Annotated in this window: 8 protein-coding genes; all 8 read left to right on the forward strand. The window is 47.1% G+C overall.

Going from position 1 to position 17352, the window contains the following annotated elements; genetic code table 11:
* The first annotated feature begins 20 nt into the window (after positions 1-20).
* Complete coding sequence (locus GKG43_RS13955; protein ID WP_055154548.1) at positions 21-3752, forward strand: cadherin-like beta sandwich domain-containing protein; 3732 nt, start codon at positions 21-23, stop codon at positions 3750-3752.
* A gap of 96 nt (positions 3753-3848) precedes the next feature.
* The gene (locus tag GKG43_RS13960) at positions 3849-4625 is read left to right on the forward strand and encodes a hypothetical protein (RefSeq protein WP_129879217.1); all 777 of its coding nucleotides are present in this window, start codon (positions 3849-3851) and stop codon (positions 4623-4625) included.
* Between the two features lie 42 nt (positions 4626-4667).
* Complete coding sequence (locus GKG43_RS23720; protein WP_129879218.1) at positions 4668-5231, forward strand: LPXTG cell wall anchor domain-containing protein; 564 nt, start codon at positions 4668-4670, stop codon at positions 5229-5231.
* A 213-nt stretch (positions 5232-5444) separates the two neighbouring features.
* Positions 5445-7694, forward strand: a complete 2250-nt coding sequence (locus tag GKG43_RS13970) for a hypothetical protein (RefSeq protein WP_055154550.1) — start codon at positions 5445-5447, stop codon at positions 7692-7694.
* A 35-nt stretch (positions 7695-7729) separates the two neighbouring features.
* Positions 7730-8665, forward strand: a complete 936-nt coding sequence (locus GKG43_RS13975) for a MoxR family ATPase (protein ID WP_025655112.1) — start codon at positions 7730-7732, stop codon at positions 8663-8665.
* 10 nt (positions 8666-8675) lie between these two features.
* The gene (locus GKG43_RS13980) at positions 8676-9851 is read left to right on the forward strand and encodes a DUF58 domain-containing protein (protein WP_025655113.1); all 1176 of its coding nucleotides are present in this window, start codon (positions 8676-8678) and stop codon (positions 9849-9851) included.
* Positions 9852-9918: 67 nt separating this feature from the next.
* Entirely contained in the window at positions 9919-12333 is a 2415-nt protein-coding gene (locus GKG43_RS13985; RefSeq protein WP_025655114.1) for a transglutaminase-like domain-containing protein, read from the forward strand.
* A gap of 52 nt (positions 12334-12385) precedes the next feature.
* Complete coding sequence (locus tag GKG43_RS13990) at positions 12386-17326, forward strand: hypothetical protein (RefSeq protein ID WP_129879219.1); 4941 nt, start codon at positions 12386-12388, stop codon at positions 17324-17326.
* Positions 17327-17352: the final 26 nt, after the last annotated feature.

Genomic DNA, 17352 nt, shown 5'->3' on the forward strand with positions numbered 1-17352 from the left:
TAATTTAGAAGGATGATAAGATGAAGGCTGGAATAGCAGAACACAGAAAACAGAAAAAAAGATGGATGGCGGGAATATTGGCTATGCTGACTGCTTTTTCAGCCATTATCTGGCAGCCGTTAGTCACGAAGGCGGAGGAGACCATTCCTGTGGAGGAATTTGTTCCTGCGGAAGAATCCGTTCCTGTGGAAGAACCTGGTGAAACGGTTCCTCTCGAAGGAATTAAACTTAATAAAACCGGCCTGGTGATGAAGTCGGGAGACCAGAGAAGCCTGACAGCACAACTGCTTCCGGAAGATACAACTGAGCAGCCGGAAATCATATGGAATTCGGATGATACGGAAGTTGCAGTAGTGGAAGGAAACGGAAATGAGGCAATTATAACTGCAGCAGAAGGTGGCGGAGGCACGGCTGTCATAACAGCATCGGCAGGAGATTTTTCTGCTGAATGTCTCGTTCTGGTAACCGTGCGGGAGCCGTTACTGGAGAGTATCATCTTTATGCAGAATAGTTCTGGCAGCAATCGGTATGAACTCACAGAAGGAGTACCGGGCAGCAATGAGTATACGCTCAGAATTTCGGAGAACACCAATGTGCTGTATGCCAGGCCCCAGCTCAGAGATGATGTGATGGGAACGATTACAGCCAGGTTCATGGATTTGAATACTGGTCAGGAAACTGCGGTTGAGATGCCGGTAGACGAATCCACATCTCTGACCAATAATACTACCGGGCGGATTATCAATGCCTATGATACAGAACCAAAAGAGCTGGTACTGGAAGTGACGGCGGATGATTGGACGGAAATTTATCAGGTTCATATCGTAAGGGGAACCTATCTGGGTGATTTTAGTCTTACGGATGACAAGGGGGAAGAGATTCCCTATACCCCTGATTTTAAAAAGACCGTTTATGAGTATGCCGTGCATGTGCCCTCGACTGCCGAGCAGATCAGGATTAACCTGTCACCGGCGGAAGAGACCAGTACAAGTCTGATGGTGAATGGAGAACCGGCAGAAAACGGCAGTTACATTTTGCCGCTGCAGGGTCAGGATACAACGGCAGTTTTGAGTGCCGGTGATGGATACCAGTCATCGCCTTATGAATACCAGCTTTCTGTGTATGTGGATCCGGTCTGCCGCTTGGATGTAAAGGTAGAACCGGAGGATGCGGTGTTTGCCATTTATGATGCCGGACATGTGAAGCTGACCCCAAAAGACGGAAGCTATGAACTGGTCAGTGGGGACGAATATACATATACTGTTTCCGCAGAGGGATATCAGACGCAGAATGGAGCAATCAGACTAATACAAGATGAAGAGAGGACTTTTACCCTGCATAAATCTTCCGGCAGCGGGCTTGAAGAACTGGATGCGCAGTGGGGCGGATACTGGAAAAATGAAAGCAATCAGAACATAGTAGATGCCATGGCGCCGGCTGCCCGATTGGAGGCGGAGGTTTCATGGCAAAAGCAGTATGGTGAGAATGCTGATTATGGTAAGAGTGTCAGTGACGGAATTCTTGTGGAGAATTATATCTGCTGCTTCAACGGCAATATACTCATGTATTTGGATAAGGATACTGGTGAGATTGTAAAAAGCGTAAAGATGGCAGCATGGGGGAACAGCTCTTTTACGAAGCCGTTATATGCAGCCGGGATGATCTTTGTTCCGCTCAGCGATGGAAAACTGCAGGCGTTTAATGCAAGAACGCTGGAGTCTATGTGGATCTATAAAGATAATGTGGGCGGAAATGCAGCATCGGCGCTTCGATACGATTCCGGATATATATATGCCGCATTTGCGAATGGCAATCTGGTGTGTATCTCTATAAATGACGAGAAACCGAACAGCACAAACGAAGAAAAACTCGCAGTGTGGAAACAGTATGACAGTAAGGGATATTATAGAACCGGTGTTTATACCAGTGAAAAATATCTGTTTGGCTGCAGTCATTCCACAACGTTGTACTGTCTGGATAAAAAAACAGGAGAGATCGTGCAGAAGACTTCTCTGCCCTTAGAGGCCGGGGCGGCTTCGACAGCGGTCAGTTACGAAAACGGGCGAATATATTTTGCCACAGAAAATGGATATTTATACAGTTATACATTGGCCGAAGATGGAAAGCTAGATACAGAAAGCAGCACATCCCTGAAGCTGGGAGGCGCAGTCTTTGGAACGCCCCTTGTCTACAATAACCGGATCTACGTAGGCAGTGCATCCAAAGATAAGTATGGTGTTGTCCAGGGGCCGTATTACCTGAATGTTGTACAGATAGATGAAACGGCCGGAAGTTTGACACTGGCGTATCAGATGGAGACTGAATATGGAGCAAAAGGGCCGGGTACTCTGACAACAGCTTATGAACAGCAGGATGGATATGTATATGTATATTTCACTACTGACAGTCCAAACGGAATGCTGTACCTCTTAAAGGACAAGGCAGGCGCAGATGCGCCGGGAGAGGGAAGCGGTTTATTCTATCAGCAGAGAGAGGTCTCGGGGGCTGGAAGCGGAAGTGTATTGATTGATCAGAATGGACACATGTATATTCGTTATGAATCCGCATGGCTGTATGCCCTGCGTCCAACAGGGGTATATCTGGAGGGCGTAGAGCTGGCCGGAGGCAACCCGGTGCTGGATGGTGGCCGGGAGTTTGACGGACAGGCGGTAAAGCACAGTATTCTGCTGGATAGTGGTGAAGATAAGGTCACTCTTACCCTGAAGGCCAATGAGGGAACGACGGTCTCTGTGGACGGCAAGGAGGGGAATGTACAGGAGATAACATTGACAGACGGCCGGGCGGAGGTGACCGTGATTCTGACAAATGGGCAGGAGACCCGCAGTTATCAATTCTCTATCCAGCAGAGAAGCAGCGATATATTATTGGAAAATCTGCAGGTGAGTTTTTCACCCATGGTAACTGTTATGGAGATGGAAATGGAACCGGCTTTCGAGCCGGAGCGTACAGATTATAAAGCCTCGATTTATGGTGAAAGCAGCCAGGCAGCTTATTATATCTGGCCAAGGCTGCCGGAGGGTTCTTCATCTACAATAAAAGTTACGGTCGAAAGCGGATCAAGTGCGGGGACAGAACTGAAGCCTGTGCCGATTTATCTTGGCAAGGAAGTGTTGCAGCGATATACATTACTTACATCGGGACTGATACCGACTGAGGTTGCGGTTACCGTAACGGCTGAGGACGGAAACACCCAAAAAGTGTATAGAATTACCTTATTTCAGAACAACGAGCAGCCCAAGATAACAGCCGGTTCAAACGCGCTGATTACCCGCGCGGAGAAAAGTGTGACGGTTCGTGTGAACGCGAGTATGGACGGATACTTATACTATCTGTCCGAGCCAAAGTCAGCGGTCACAAAAATGCCTACGGCAGCCGAGATACGAAAGAATGGGAAAAGGATGGCAGTGAAGGCCGGGGAAAATACCGTGACCATTGATGGGTTCGACCGGGAAGCCGCTGTTCTCTATCTCTATGAGATGAGTTATGCACAACGCTGGAGCAGCGGCGTGCAGATTGATATACCGGCTTACACATTTGTGCCGGTCGATCCCTCAGGAAAAGGCGACCTGAATGGGGACGGTAAGATAACCAATTTAGATGTGAGTATTCTGCTGGATGCAGTCACGGCGGGGCGACCGTTGTCACCGGATATAGCAGATATGAATAATGACGGAAAAGTAACCAATGTAGATGTAAGTGCGCTGCTGGATCTGGTAACGAAGGGCAGCTAAAACGCTTAGGGTGCCAGAAAAAGAGTGGACAACATGGTTTTTGAACCATGATAATCCTATATAAACAATATAATTACAAAGCAAAGGAGAATTATTATGAAAGTAAAAAGAAAGTGGGCGGCATTGTTAGGTGCAGTAGTTATGGCAGCATCCTGTGCCATGCTGTCTGATGGAAATGTCGTTAAGGCGGCCAGTAAACCTGTGGTTTCATCAAGTGCGGCAAATGCAACCGGAAATATTGGAGATACGATTGTAGTACCTGTCTCATTTTCAAGTGAGAGTGAAGATCTGGTTGCTATCCATGGGGAACCTTCTTTTGATACGTCAGTTCTGAAATTTGCAGGCGTTGATTATGTAGGGATTCCAGCAGGAATGCCCTCTGTGGCAGGTGGGAATTTTGGATTTGTAACAACAGAAAACTTCAGTAGCGGTACAATTAATGTGAAGTTTGAAGTTTTAAAATGTACTACTGATCCGATTACTGTAACAATTAATAATTTATACTACACCAGCAGTGAGGCAGACGGCGACCCAACAGTTGTTTCAGCAAATGTTACAGTGAACCATCCTGCTGACCAGAATCAGGTAGAAGAGACGAAAGCAACTTGTGTAGATCCGGGCCACAAGAAAGTGACTTGCGGTGTTTGCGGCAAAGTGCTTTCCGACGAAGATACTCCGGTTCTCGGACATGACGATGGAAAATGGAAAGTGGTAAAAGAAGCAACCTGTAAAGAAAAAGGTACAAAAGAATTACGCTGTACAAGAGATAATGCACTTCTGAAAACAGAAGATATACCGCTTCTTGACCATTCCTGGGATAAAGGAAAAGTAACAAAAGAAGCAACCTGCAAGGAAAAAGGCGAGAAAACTTAAACATGTAAAGTTTGCGGAGATACAAAAAAAGAAGCAATTGCAGTGAAAGAACACTCTTGGGATAAAGGAAAAGTTACAAATGAAGCAACCTGCAAAGAAAAAGGCGAGAAAACTTACACCTGCAGTATTTGCGGAGATACAAAAAAAGAAGCAATTGCAGTGAAAGAACACTCCTGGGATAAGGGGAAAGTAACAAAAGAAGCAACATGCAAAGAAAAAGGTGAGAAAGTTTACACCTGTAAAGTTTGCGGAGATACAAAAAAAGAAGCAATTGCAGCGAAAGAACATGAATGGGTTGTCAGTGATGATACCGATAAAGACGGATGGAAGGTAGTAACCAAGGCGACAACTACGAAAGAAGGAAGCAAAGAAAGAGTTTGCTCCATATGTGGTGAAAAAGAGACCGCTGTGATCGCTAAGCTTTCAGCAGATCCTGCAAAACCAGGAAACACCGATAATAAGAACAATACTGACAATAAAAAGAATACAAAGTCATCTACTGTAAAGACTGGAGATACCATGAACATTGCGTATCTGGTAGTGCTTCTTGCAGCAGCAGGCGGTGCAGCTGTTATTGCAGCAGGACGTCGTAAAAAAAATAAATAGCAATTAAAAAACAGTTTCTGCCCCAGGGTATCAGGTCATGCATACCTTTGGGCGGAACTGCGGCTTAACTGCAGAATAAGGCGTTCCCAAGGGCATTCCGTAATACATGCCCTGCGGGGATAAAGTGTTAGAGAATGATTCAGCCTTAAGCCTTCTGATCAGGGTTTTGAGGCTGGGTCATATTTTGAGTAAATTGGGAGTGGAGTTTAAAGTATGAAGCGACATAAGATGATAGAAACATTAAAAAAAATAGGTGCAGCATCCGCAGCAGTGTGTCTCGCAGCACTGTTTTTTATCATGCTGGCGGTTTCTGGCCATACAGCTCCGGAGAATCCCATGGAAGACAAAGATGCGGATGCATCCCGTATGTATTTGACATCGTCCACACTTGCTATGGATGAGACGCAGCTGGCAGATGTGGAGAATGCCAACATCAATACCGGAGAAGAAGGGCATAAAGAGGCCCAGGAGGAAAAAGAAAAGGAACAGGAAGAAGATCAGGCAGAGCAGGGGGAGATGCAGCAGGAGGATGATAATGCGCAGGAGAACCAGCGGGAACAGGTAAATGCGAATACCTCAGATCCGTCCTTAAGCACGCCTTCAAGAGACAGCTTGCTTGCCTTGATTGATAAGCATAAGAATAACGATCCATCCAATCCATCTCAAGGAGGAGAAGGACCAGGGGGGGAAGAAGGAGATCATGGCAATCAGGGAGGCGGGGAGCCGGGAGGAAATGGTAGCAAGCCTACGGAGGGCGGCAAGGTCATTACCTTGAATCCGGAGGAATCCAGTAATTTATTTGAGACCAATCTCAAGAATGGAAGGGTAGATGAACCAAAGTATGACTTAAAGATTACACTTACAGAGAAAGGGAAAAAATTAAAGTTACTCAGCCGAAAAGTAACTCGGAATGGTTCCTCATTCCTGTATCCGAAGGATAAGGGGATTTCACTCGAACAAGGGCACAATAAAGTTTCAGTGACGCTATGTTTCCGGGATCCAAAGACGAATGATCAGATTTATGCATCTACGGAGGTATATAATATTATCTACACACCGAAAGATCACTTTTTACTTACAGTACAGGTCTTAGGCACTAACGACATAGTATATCTAAAAAATGGAGACGATTATACCGTTTATAATAAAAACATCAGCCTAAGAGTTACTGTATCGAAGGGGACTAAGCAGTATAAAGAATATTTAAGGAAGATTCCCTCAGACGGGGACGATCTAACCCCCAGCGATTCTTCCGGCAGATATGATTTAAAGTTGAATGTGGGTCCTAATAAATATCGTGCACGTGGAGGAGATGGGCAAAACCAAGAAGTGTGTGAATTTACAATCACCTATAAAACAGAGATAGATACACTGCAGTTAATAAGCAGAGATAAGAAAATTGACGAAAAGGCTGAAAGTACCAGCTTTGGGGGTCGCAAGGAGCTAGACTATAAATCAAAGTCAGACGAACTTGAGTTTCTTGTTACTCTCTCAAACGGTAATGACCAGATAACAAGAGTCGATGTGGAGAATCGGTTAGGGTCTACCGCTCTGCATGAGCAGATATCTCCAGGTGAGTATATGTCTTATAAATTAGATGCCGCCGGGCCGACAAGTATAAAAGTGACATTTAAAGACTCCCAGGGGATGGAACAGTTTTATATTTGGGATATCAAATATGAACCAGACAGAAGTGAAAGCGAAAACAATGACAAGGCGCCGTTTATTAAAACTAATCTTGGATCAGAAAAAGTAGACCGCAGCCCGTGGCAATTTGAGGCTGCATTTTATGCACATGACGGGCGTAAACTTTCAGCAAGATACGCTCAGGTATATTTGAATGGAGAAGAATTGATATTTTCCGGTATAGCCGGTGAATTTTTTGTATATGATCTATACCTGACAGAAGGACCCAATTATCTCAGTGTTACAGTAACGGATGACGAACAGTATACAATCACGGAACAGTATACGGTGACATTTAGTCCGGATAAAGAAAGCGTTCAGGTGCGTTTGATTCTTTCGGCTAATGTAATAGGGCTGGGAACCAAGATAGATGAGTATGTGACTGTCCCTGGCGGACAGACCATTGCCCAGATTGTGAATGACCGGCTGGAGGCTTATGGATATACACCAATATATGAGGGCACTCCAACAGACGCTGCATATTTCCTGAATTATATCGATAAACCCGGGATTCTCGATGGATGGTCAATATCCGATGAACAGCGGGAAATGTATGAGTTGCAGGGAATTACTATTGAAGAGCCAGCCAGCAATGACAGTCTGGGAAAAGATGTATTCGCAAGCGGCAGCGCAGGGTGGATGGTTACACAGAATAATGGTTTTATCGGAAAGAGCATGGGCGTATATGGAGTTAGGGACGGTGATGTCATACAGGTAATGTTTACGATTAATAATGGGGAAGATATTAACGTGGATCCCAACAGCGGAGCCTACTAACAGCTAATAAGACGATGTACGAGGAGGAAGAAGAAATGAATAGTCAGACAGATTCGGTCATACAGGAGATTGAAAAGGTAATCATCGGCAAGCGGGAGGTGGTAGAGAGGGTGCTCATGGCGATCCTTTCAGAGGGGCACATCCTGCTGGACGATGTACCTGGTGTGGGAAAGACAACGCTTGCAGTTGCCTGCTCCAGAGTCATGGGGATGGATTATAACCGAATCCAGTTTACTCCGGATGTAGTGCCTTCCGATATTGTCGGATTCTCTATCTATAATAAAGAATATGGAAGCTTTGATTATAAGCCCGGCGTGGTGATGACAAATCTCCTGCTGGCAGATGAGATTAACCGAACTTCCAGCAAGACTCAGTCTGCTCTTCTGGAGGTTATGGAAGAGGGACAGGTGACGGTAGACGGCACAACCCATCTGCTTCCACGGCCATTTGTGGTGATCGCCACACAGAACCCCGTGGGGTCAGCAGGTACCCAGCTCCTGCCTCAGGCGCAGCTGGACCGTTTTATGATTAAACTGGAGATGGGGTACCCGGACTTTGAAAGCCAGGTGAATATCCTGCGGGACCGCCAGACGGCAAACCCCATTGACGAAACGGATGAAATTATCCACAGAGACACAATCCTTTCAATGCAGGAGGAAGTCCGTGGAATTCATGTCAAAGATTCCATTCTGGAATATGTAACGGCATTGGCTATGGAAACCCGGAAGGATGAGATGATCCGTCTGGGAGTCAGTCCCCGAGGCGCACTGGCGGTAGTAAGGATGGCAAAAGCCCACGCCTATCTGGACGGCAGAGATTTTGTGATGCCGGAAGATGTACAGCAGGTCTTTGTGGATGTCTGTGCACACCGTCTTATTATGAACCCGAAAGCAAGGGTCTCAGAGCTTTCGGCGGCGGATGTCCTGAAACAGGTTATGAATAGAACAAAATCTCCGGACAGCGGACGTTGAGGAGGCAGAAATGGTAAAATCCAGAGTTCTGTGGGCTATATGGCTGTTATTTACGGTATGCTTTTGTATAATGGCAGGCGGCACGGCCGGATATCTGCTGATTGCTGTTTCCGTGGTGCTGCCGCTTCTGGCAGGTTTGCTGACCAGGCTGGCAGCGTCCGGGCTGAAGGCAGAGCTTACAGCAGAGTCCTACAGTGAAAAAGGAGCCGCGGCATCCGGCCAGGTGATTGTTACGAATACCAGCTTTCTTCCGGCCGACCGCCTGCTGTGCAGGGTCAGCTGCGAGAATCTGCTGACCGGAGAAGTTGAGAATACAACGCTGCGGATGGCGGCACCAGGAAAGATGCGTGCGGCAACGGAAATAGAGATAAAAAGCCGGCATTCCGGCCGGGTGAGATTGACGCTGCGGCAGCTTACACTTTTTGATCCCTTCGGCCTGTTCCGGTTCCGCATCCGATTAGGCCGTGAGATTTCGGCGCTGACGATGTTTGCCCCGCGTACATTTTCTGTGGAAACGCAGATTGCCTATGGGGAAAATGCAAATCTGGACAGTGATGAATACTCCATGAAAAAGGCGGGATATGATCCGTCAGAGACATTTGCGGTTCGTGAGTATCAGCCGGGTGACCGGATCCGGCAGATCCACTGGAAGCTGACGGAGAAGTTCGATAGTCTTATGGTACGAGATTATGGCCTGCCGATTCAGAACACGATACTGCTGCTGCTTGAAACCGGAAGAATAAAAGGGACAGAGAAGACAGATCCGTCCTGTCTGGACGCATTGGCGGAGGCAATTCTCTCGGTATCCCAGGAATTGATCAGCCAGCAGATTGTACATACGATAGGCTGGCAGAATCATGAGGAGAATACGTTTTCCAGTATGGAAATTGAAACAGATGAGGATCTGAATATTGTGCTTCCGGGGCTTCTTGGAGCAGTTCCGGGAGAAGATGAGATGTCTGCTGCGGAACATTACCTGAAGACCCGTGAACAGCTGGAGTTTGCCCATGTGGTTCTGTTTACCCCGCAGCACCGTTCGGCATTAAGCTTTCTGGCAGACCAGTGTCTGCTGACGGAAGTTCTGTGTGAAGAAGGCGGGGCAGGTTATGACCGGCAGGATGGGATATCCATGATTGGAACCGGACCTGAGACAATGATGGAATATCTTTCTTATATAGAAATATAGAATCAACTGCAGTTGTAAATGAAAGCATATTAAGAATATATCAAGAGAAGTGGCGGAAGATAAGCAAATGGTAGAGAAAACAACGAAAAAAGCGAAGGCTGCTGAACAGAAAGCATTTCATCTGTACAGCGTTGAAAAACAGGGAAATAAGAAAAACAGAGCAGCGGCTTATCTTGTGGACTGGATTTTTTTGTGGCTGTATCTGGCCGGAAGCACAGGATGGCTGGTATCGGCGTTTCAGATTCCGGTCAGTCCGGGATTGTTCGCAGGTATGCAGGGAGTCATTGCCCTGCTGATGCTCCTGGCCGGAGCGGGCAGGGGAAAAGCCCGTTTTTTAAAGATCGCGGCATGGTGTGGCCTGTTGGCGGTTACGGTCCTGATGTTTAGGGATATCTGGAACGACGGCATACATATTTTATATAATCATGCGGTAGACGTACTGGGAAAGCAGTATCCCTATCTTTTGCCGGCTTATTATGTGGCGGCAGAGGGAACAATGGAGACGGCCTGCATGTATGCTGCACTGGCCTGGATGTCCGGAATGCTTGCAGTGTTAGGGCAATATCTGGTCCGGACCGGAAACAGACTTCTTCTGGGTATACAGATTGTGTTTATTCTGCTGGTGCAGATGGTTGTCGGGATCGCTCCGGAACTGTTATGGAATATAGGTTCTTTCTTATGCCTGCTTGCCGTGTGGATACGGGGGCATGGGGAGATGGTTCCGGCAGGGAAACAGCGTCTGGCTTCTCTCCAGGTATTCGCCCTCGTGGCAGCGGGAAGTGCTCTCCTGCTTTTGGGGGGCAGCATTGTACTTGGGAAGACCACTGTTACGGAGGATGATTTATTTGCAGGATGGAAAGAAACCTGGAAGTCTATGATGGAAGAGTCACGCTACAGCGGGGACGCAGAGGTTCTTCCGGAGGGCCGGTTTAAAGGGCTTGGATCTTTTGAAACCGAAAATAAGCCGGTACTGGAAGTGACCATGACAACACCGGAGTCCTATTACCTGAGAGGGTATACCGGCAGTCAGTATACGGGTACCGGATGGACAGATATTCCGTCGGAAAAGCTCTGGGAGGGAAGAAATTTGTTTTATTGGCTCCACCAGGGGGGATTCTACGGACAAGAATGTCTGGGAGATGCGGCAGTGGCGCTGGATGAAGAGGCGGCTGCGGAAGAAAAGAATACAGTCGCGGTCAGGAACCTGGCGGGCAGTTCCAAGTACTGTTATGTGCCATATGAATTACAGTCGGTGAAAGAAGCGGATCTGCAGACCAGGATGGATGCCCAGAAAATAGGAGATGCCGGACTGATTGCCGGAGGCTGGAATGGAGAACGAGAATATGTATTTCAGGCGCTTTCTAACCAGGTGACCAAATACCCGGCCTACGATGCCAGGCTGCTGGATGAGAAGAATCTTACGGAAGCGGGGAAAGCATACAAGCGAAACGAAGAATTCTACAATGAATTTGTTTATGCTACCTATCTGGATATCCCATTTGAACTTACGTCTGTCTTGCATGATCTTATCGATACGGGAGAGACAGAACAGGGTGAAAAGCATGTGGACTATGCAGAGGCGAAACAAAATATACTGTACGTGCTGACGGCAGATTATACGGATACGAAGAAGCTGGAGGGAAGCTGGAACGGGTCGGATTTCATACAGGAATTTCTGAATTATTCTAAAAAGGGATATTCTGTACATTTTGCAAGTGCAGCGGCTATGATGTTCCGTTACTATGGGATCCCGTCCCGTTATGTGGAAGGATATCTGATTACGCCGGAGGATGTCAAAGCAATGACGGCAGGAGAACCGTATATTCTGGATGATACTCATGCCCATGCCTGGGTGGAATACTATCAGGACGGTGTTGGCTGGCTGCCCTTTGAGGTTACCCCATCGTACATAGGTACTATGGATAAAGCGGAGGATTTCCAGGATATTTCCGGGCTTTCAGGCCAGGGATCGGAGAACCAGCCCGATGAGCCGGAGGAAGAAAAGGAAGAGCAGAAGAAAGAAGAGGAAGACGAGATTGACTGGCTTCTGATTCTGGAGATTGTTTTAATAGCAGGAATCTGTCTCATGCTCTTGGTTATGCTTGTATTTCTAATCTGGATCCTGCTGCAGAGACACAAAAGCAGGAAGACGAAAAAGCTGTTTGGCTCTGCGGACAGAAGGCTGGCGATCAGGGCGCTCTTTGAGTACAGTATGAATATTCTGTCCGTGGCCGGACTGGATATAAGGAACACGTCCCTTTACGATTACAGAGAACCGGTGGGGGATATGTTTGACGAAGAAACAGCGGCACAATATGAGGAGATCGTGAGAATCCGTCAGGAGGCGGTCTACAGTGACCATGAGATTACAGAGGAACAGCGGGAAATGCAGGATGCATTTAAAAATAAGATCTGGAATCGGATCTATAAGAATGGAAGCATCATACAGAAGTTCCGTCTGAAATATATCTATTTCCTGTAATAGAACAAATATGCCGGGGTTATGAATAAAAGGAAGCTGCAAGGAGGAAGAAATGAGGGAAAAAAACAAAAAATCACAAAAAAGGGTTCTGGCACGGATACTGGCATTGATCCTGATATTTACGATGTCTGTCACGCCGATTTCCCCGTTTCTTTCGGAGGTTCAGGCCGCATCCGTTGAGAATCCATGGGACGGGAAAACGATGACGGTTCCGGATCTGGATGAATACGGAACGTATCTGATCCGCACGGGGGCGGAGCTGGCCTGGTTTGCAGCAGAAGTAAACCGCGGGAATGGCGAGATAAACGGAAGACTGGAAAACTATATTTACTTGAACAACTATAATACGAACCATAATTGGACGATGATTGGAGATACAGAAGAGAATCCCTACAAGGGAAACTTTGACGGAAATGGTCAGAAAGTCGTCTATATGCGGGCCGAAATCACCCAAAAGGATCCCGAACACCGTTATGCGGGGCTTTTTGGAGTTATTGACGGAGGAAATGTCAAAAATGTGACAGTTCTGGGAAAAGTACTGCAGAATTATGGGAATTACGGACTGATAGGGGGAAGCGATGAGCTATATGTCGGCAGCGGCGGTATCGCAGGATATCTGAAGAGCGGGCAGATTACGAATTGTACAAATTATGCGCGGACAACGATGGACGGAGAAGCTATGTACCGGAATTTAGGCGGTATTGTTGGAATCTGTAAAGGGATAGTGATGCGCTGTACCAATGAAGGAAAGCTGTCTACAATCATTGCTTTTGCCCAGAATCATGTGGGCGGAATTGCCGGTCTGGTTTACGGAGCAAATGCCCAGGTGACGAATTGTATGAATAGTGCTACTGTACAGGGATACATTTGCGTCGGGGGTATTGCCGGAGCAGTTAAAGGCGGTTCAGAGATCAATGCAAGCTGTAACTACGGGACAATAAAAGCCAATTCGACTGCCGGCGGAATTGCCGGACGTGTATCCACGACAGGTCTGTACACAGATGGAACGGAAAAAGAATGTGCCGTACGTAATGTTTACAGCTTGGGCGATATGGCTACATACGGAACCGGAACAGGTGCTCAGATGGGCGGTATTGTAGGAGAAGCGGGCTATGACAACTGGACACAGGAGAAACTTCCGCCGAGGCCTGTAATTGAAAACGCCTACTCCACTGTGCAATTTAGTAATAACATGAATAGCAGGCGGGGGGGGATTATCGGCTATCTGATCAGCGGTGCTTATGGCACCGTTTATGGACTTGCTACTCCGGATAAAGGTCTGAATCCGGTTGGGGCAACAAGTGACAGGGGCATTCAGATTCTGGGTGAGGCGCTTATGTTAACGGAAGCAGAATTGAAGAGCGCGGGAATGATTGAAAAACTAGGCAATGGCTTCACTATGGCCGATACCTATGATATCCAGAACAATGGTTATCCGAAGTTGGTATGGCAGGGTCTTCCGTCTGCGCTGCTGTCTGCAATCGATGATTCCCTGATGGAGCTGAATGGCTGGCTGACAGCGGCAAACCGGAAAAAATATGGAAAAAATTATCCTCGGATTGAAAAATTAGTCAAAGATTATAAGGACAAATTGGGAGCAGTTATAAACCAGGAAGAGTTGGATACGGTCATGGAGGAGGCACGCGGAAAGCTGAAAGAAGTGAAACCGGGAATCGATGCGGATAATGAATTAATGGAAGCGATTGATAACAGCATAATAGCGCTGGAGAATTATCGGAGCAGGCTCATTGATAAGCATCCTGATCTGACAGAAGGGCAGAAGCAGAATCTGGATTCTGTAGTGAGCGATTACCGTAAAAAAATGAATGCGGCTGAGACACCAGAGGAGGTGCGCCTGCTGCTCAGGGACGGACGAGATACGCTGGATGCAAGAATTGCAGGTTTTGAGGCAGATAAGAGGCTGGAAGAATTACGGGCAGATGCTATCCAGCAAATGACGGATTACCGTGCAGATGAAAGTTACGACAGTCTCTGGATGTTTAAGATTCGTTTAGCACGTGAGAAAGCCTTGGAAGTGATTACACAGGCGAAAACGGCTGCGGAAGTTACAAGCGGCCTGGCAGAAGGGCAAAATAGTATTGATGCGGTGATCGACCAGATTCCTGAGGCAGGTGCATGGGATGGTAAGACCCTGACTGAGCCGGCAGTGAGTGAACGGGGGATTTATCAGATTACGAGTGGAAGTGAGCTGGCTTGGTTTGCAAATCAGGTAAACACCGTGCAAGATGCAGAGGGGATCAGCGGCGAACTGTGTAATGACATCAGTCTCGGTTTTAAAAACTGGAAACCGATTGGCAATACAAAAGCATATACAGGAAGCTTTGACGGTAAGGGATACCAGATCAGGGGGCTTTTTATTGAACGGGCAGATATTTATTCGGGACTGTTCGGTCAGCTGCGCGGCAAAAACCAGGTGATTCAGAACCTTTCGGTTTCGGGTACAATTCAGGCAGATGGCAAAGTGGATTATGCAGGAGGGGTTGCAGCCTATGTGTATGGAGCCGATTCAGCTAACCAGAGCCAGATGATAAACTGCCATAGCAGCGTCAGCATCAGACAGGATCAGATAAAGGCCTTAGGAGGCGGATCCGGTGGTATTGTAGGTTATGCGGCCAATGTGGCTGTATCAAACTGTTCAAACACCGGATCTGTGGTCATAGGTCCTGCGGGAAAAGGCGGGATCAGCTATGCGGCAGGCGGCCTGATTGGACAAATTGGACCTTCTGTCAGATTACAGACCAGTTATAATGCAGGAACTGTACAGTCAAGCCATACAGCAGGCGGTTTGGCGGGGGCAGTCGGCGGTAGAGGATCCGAAATCTATTCAAGTTATAATTGCGGAGAAATTTCTGCTAAGTATAATTCAGGCGGCCTGGTTGGCGGTGCTTTTACAGGATCCAGTATCAAATGGTGCTACACTTCCGGTTCTGTTAATCTGAATGAATCGGGCTTAAAAGCAGGGGCAATATTTGGAGATTTCAATCCGGGTGATTATGAGGTGTTATATGCACTGAAACGTAGTGACTCTCAGAAGATTGACCTGGTTGGCGGGTCAGAAGATTTCTCAGCGTCAGGAAGATTTCTGGAGTCGGACGCGTTGCACAGTGACGATGCGCTAAATGCCCTGAACGGGGGCGGCAGCTGCTTTATCCGGGATTACCTGGAATATCAGAACGGCTATCCGATCCTGAGCTGGCAGATAACGGTGGATGATTTTAGGACAGGAGCGGTTTCAGCACTTCAGAACTATAAAAAAGCAGAAGATTACAGTGGGGAAAACTGGAGTATTATTCAGCAGCTGATTGAGGAAGGAACGGCACAGATTCAGGAAGCAGAGGATATTGAGACAATTAACGCGGCATTAACCCAGGCAAGGAATATGATTGACGAGGTTGAAACAAAGGCCGAGTCCAATGATCGGGAGCTGCAGGCAGCTAAAGATAATGCCATCTATGAAATTGAACACTACGTAGATCTCAGTGAGTACCGTGATGAGGAAAAAACAAAGATTCTGAAGTATATTGAAGAAGCGAGAAAGTATATTTTAATGTCGCTTGACCTGGAAGAGGTCACCCGTCATTTGAATGAAGCGAAGGCAAATATCGACTATGAAGAAACAGCGTGGGAGCATGAGTATAATGAGAATCGGAAAGCCGCAGAGGAGGTTGAGACTTATATCGGAGAGATTGGTGAGGTAATATATATACCTTATGTGAAAACGTCAATTCAGACTGCAAGAAGTGCTTACGACAAGTTAACAGACAGGCAGAAAGAACTGGTAACAAACGTCCAGGTACTGCTGGATGCGGAAGCTGAATGGGAAAAGCTGGAAGAAGAGTATGAGGCCACAGAAATGGATAAGGAGATGGCTGCTATAGTTGACGAACTTATTGAAGCAATTGGTGAAGTAACCGCGGACAGCAAAGAGGCCATTGATGCGGCCCGAAATGCATTCGATGCACTAACAGAAAACCAGAAAGTACTTGTCAGCTATCCTGGAAAACTGACCGAGGCAGAAGCGGCATACAATAAGCTGTGTGCATCTGTTGTTGCGGGGATGATCGCGGCAATCGGGGACATTACCATGGACAAATGGGATGTGATAGCAGAGGCTCAGAGGGCATATGACGAATTGACAGATGACCAGAAGGCCCTTGTGAATGATTATCCGGTTCTTCAAAATGCAATAGCAACCTACCAGAACCTTACAGTGGCACAGAATGTAATTGAAATGATAGAAGCAATAGGAGATGTGACACTGGAAAGCCGTAATGTTATTATGGCTGCAATCAGCGCCTATAATGGGCTGTCCGGGGCTCAGCAGGAGCTTGTACACAATTACGACATGCTGGAAGCAGCGACAATTCTCTACGAATCGCTGTCAGCTATCCAGCAGGTAATAAAAATGATCGACCAGATCGGAACGGTAAGCCAGACAAGCGGTCCCCAATTGGAGGCTGCACGCAGTGCCTACAATAACCTGACACCGGATGAGCAGAGAAGAATCACCAACCTGTCTGTACTGGAGAATGCCGAGGCAGCATTTGCAGCATTGGAAACTCCTGAGGTAGATAATAATGACACACCGGAGGAAATTCCAACGAATGACAAAACGCTGCAAGAGGCCAATAAGAACAACGGGGATGGCGGCTCAGGGACGGAGAACGGAGAAACATCCGGCGGGGAAGAAGATAAAGAGAACAAAGAAGAGACAGCAGAGGCCGGTGTGGGAGTAGATGATAACGATGACCAGGATGGAGGGCTTCCCTCCTGGCTGGAGGATGAACTGGACGGAACAAATACAGAAGAGACAGCGAATCTTGCAGCAGAACAAAAAAAGACAGCGGCACGGAAGCGTTTCCTGCTGGTTCTTGGAATCATCCTGGCTGTATGTATGGTAACGACAGGAACGTTTGCTGTTGCTCTTCGCAAGTCAGCACACAAGCGAAAGGAAAAGAGAGTTCATTTTTAATGGCTTTTGAAAAAAGAGGGAGTGTT

It is taken from the genome of Eubacterium sp. BIOML-A2, from assembly GCF_009680135.1.
Classification (GTDB): Bacteria; Bacillota; Clostridia; order Lachnospirales; family Lachnospiraceae; genus Faecalicatena; species Faecalicatena contortus_B.